The 3,346-nt window shown below is 47.5% G+C and carries 2 protein-coding genes; both read right to left on the bottom strand.

What is annotated here, in order from left to right; all coding sequences use genetic code 11:
• Positions 1-67: 67 nt before the first annotated feature.
• Positions 68-1,216 carry a glycosyltransferase gene (locus MFF55_RS26710; protein ID WP_238247275.1) on the bottom strand — a complete coding sequence of 383 codons (1,149 nt, stop codon included), beginning with the start codon at positions 1,214-1,216 and terminating at the stop codon, positions 68-70.
• A gap of 141 nt (positions 1,217-1,357) precedes the next feature.
• On the bottom strand, positions 1,358-2,662 hold the full coding sequence (locus MFF55_RS26705; RefSeq protein ID WP_238247274.1) for a UDP-glucose dehydrogenase family protein: 1,305 nt from the start codon (positions 2,660-2,662) through the stop codon (positions 1,358-1,360).
• Positions 2,663-3,346: the final 684 nt, after the last annotated feature.

Raw genomic sequence — 3,346 nt, 5'->3', positions numbered from 1 at the left:
TTTCGAGACAAGCTCTTAGCAGTAATCGTTCTTCAGACAAGCCTAGCCTGCGCCGCGCAACTGGCAATCAATGAACGCCTTTTACCATCGGCTTTAACGATTGAATTACGCTCCAATACCTCTTGAGTGCAAATTCTACACTATAAATCTTCACTCGTGCTGCTGCTGCTTCGGCATAACGTGCACGAAGGTCAAAGTCGTTATACAATTGGAGCGCCGCAGCCATTGCTTTAACGTTCCGAACGGGAACAAGTAAGCCGTACGGAGCATGAGTCAAGCCATCAATAGAATGCTGAGGTAACCCCGCCAGGATTTCAGATGGACCAGAAGGACAATTCGTTGAAATAACTGGCAAACCTAATGCCATTGCCTCGACAAGGCCGTTAGGAAATCCTTCTCCATTCGATGCGCTGACATAAGCATCGGCATGTCGCATAATCGCGAACGGGTTGTCTTGAAATCCAGCTAATATAACGCGGTGCTGCAAACCTAAGTTCGCGACATGAGCCCGCAGGGACTCCTCCTCTGGACCTTGTCCAAGGATAATAAGCGGGGGAGCATCAGGGCACTTTGCGTAAGCTTCGATCAAGAGCCTAAAATTTTTAACCTTCGTTAAACGACCCACGGCGATGTTGAACGGCTTCTCTATTGGAATTTGCACAATTTCCTGACCCCGCTGACGGATCATACAAATATCCACTGGATTGTTAATCACTACTATTTTATGACGAGGGACGTTGAAGTGTTGTACAAGATCTTCCGCAACTCCAGATGATGGAGTGATCACTTTCGAAGCGAAGCGATAAATCAGGCGGATGCAGGCCTTTAAGGCAGTAGCCTTGGCCCCTATTCCGTAGTGAGCAGACGTGTTCACGCGTTCGCTGATGACAACTTGGTGTCGAGCAAATAATCCAGCTATAATGGTCGCCACGTTCGAGCGTGCTAAAAAACTCAAAGTAATATCAGGTTGCTCACGTATAAGCACAGCGGATAACTTGAGAATGCTTTTCAGAAATGATCGGCTACAGTCTAGACGGATTATACGAACCCATTCCGGAACTTTATATACCTCTGTCTCATCATCGAGGAGGATAAGGGTCATATCGTAATTGCGAGTCAGTTCAGCTGTTGCAGACAAAAGAGTTGTGAAAACTCGTTCTGCGCCGCCGCCGACGAGCGAATTGATAACAAATGTCAGTTTGATTTTGCGTGTCATTGATGAGAAGATTCGCTCAACCATAAGCTACAGTAGAAGTATTTATTTCACCCAAGTCTCCGCGGCTATTTAATTAATGTCAGCCGCGAAGCAGAATTTCAGTCCAGTAAAGATTTCCGTAAGAAGTTTCAAGCGAGCAAGCTATAAGCGACCGACGCTCGTATACCGAAAACCATGCCGAAGCACTTCAGTGGGTGGGTATACATTACGGAGGTCGACTAGAACATCGCCAACCATTAATTTTTTAAGTCGACCAAGATCAAGAGCGCGAAAGACATCCCACTCGGTTACAAGAACCAAGGCGTCCATTCCCTCTGCACAAGCGTAGGCATCCTCCACGTACTCGACGTCACTCAACAACCCTTTTGCTTGTTCAGTACCTTCGGGATCGAAAGCACGTACTCTGCCACCGCCATCTTGTAGGCTCGCAATGATCGCAATCGACGGTGCATCGCGCATGTCATCGGTATTTGGTTTAAAGGTCAACCCCAATATTCCGATGGACTTGCCCCGAACTGAGCCCCCACAGGCGGCAATCACTTTCCGTCCCATTGCACGCTTTCGCTGTTCGTTGACCGCCACAACGGTCTCGACTATGCGGACAGGAGTTCCATAATCCTGGGCCGTCTTCATCAACGCTAAAGTGTCTTTCGGGAAACAAGAACCGCCGTATCCGGGCCCGGCATGCAGAAATTTTGATCCTATGCGGTGATCCAGACCGATACCTTTTGCCACCTCCTGAACGTTTGCCCCTACCTCTTCGCACAAATCCGCGATCTCATTGATGAACGTAATTTTCGTTGCTAGAAATGCATTGCCGGCATATTTCGTTAGCTCAGCTGTGCGACGGCTGGTAATCAGTATTGGAGCAGAGTTGAGGTAAAGTGGCCGATAAAGTTCAGTCAATACTTTAGCGCCGCGCTCGTCTTCGACACCAATCACTATGCGATCAGGCCGTTTGAAATCTGTAATTGCTGCACCTTCCCGTAAAAATTCTGGATTCGAAGCAACCACAAAATCTGCGTCTGGTCTAGTTTCACGAATGATCCTCTCCACCTCGTCACCGGTACCCACTGGTACAGTTGACTTAGTCACAATCACTGCAAAATTTCTTAGCGACTTAGCAATTTCGCGTGCAGCGCTGTAGACATAAGAAAGATCAGCATGGCCATCGCCCCGGCGCGACGGCGTACCAACAGCGATGAAGACACACTCGGCTTGAGAAAGCGCTTCATCTAACTTTGTATCAAAAGAAAGGCGACCGGCCTTTACGTTCGTCAAAACCAACTCTTCGAGACCGGGCTCGTAAATTGGCATGATGCCATTTAGGAGACGTTCGATTTTCGCTGGATCGTTGTCGACACAAATAACAGAATGGCCGAAGTCGGCGAAGCACGCCCCAGATACCAAACCTACGTAGCCCGCTCCTACCATAACAACGCGCATTTAAACCCTCCATATCGATGTTGCACCTTAGACACCAGGGGGTCCTACACCACAAAAGACGGGTTTGAAAGTTCCAAAATAGAATTGATTGAAAATAGGTCTGACGATCAATTCACATATTGATCGAGAATGACGACCAGCACGGCAAACTCATGTACTTTGCTCGCGATTAATATAATACAGATAACGATGGTATCTTAATCTGAAATTGCGCGATAATCTAATCGTAACTAGATCGATATAAATTAAAATTATTCGAGAATATTCCCCGTTGTTTTTCAGAAGGGTAAACTATTATTGTGTATATTGAGCATCATGTCACTCTCGCACCGTGATGAAACTGAAAATTCGCTGATTTTGTACTTGTCGTTCAAACTCCCTCGCAAAAAACGCTGCGCATGCAACACATAGCCCGGACTGGGCGTCCTGCAAAGATCAGCGGAAAGTTGCCTCATATAGGTCGCCGCTCAATCTTCGGCGCTACATAGAAGATTTTGACTTCTTTTCTGGACCTCTTCCGTCAACTGTTTCTAGGCAGACCTAGGCCCCGGAGCCAACTAGCTCAGCAGGGCCGGATCACTCTAAGGAACAAGCTTATGCATAATCGATACCATCGCGGCAGAGCCAAAGGATCTCAACCTCGATGCAGAATCATAAGGCGGTTGCTAAGAGCTTGTCTCGAAA

It is taken from the genome of Methylobacterium iners (assembly GCF_022179305.1).
GTDB classification, from domain to species: domain Bacteria; phylum Pseudomonadota; class Alphaproteobacteria; order Rhizobiales; family Beijerinckiaceae; genus Methylobacterium; species Methylobacterium iners.
The sequence above is the reverse complement of the archived record's forward strand: the minus strand, read 5'-3'. Positions and strand labels throughout refer to the sequence as shown.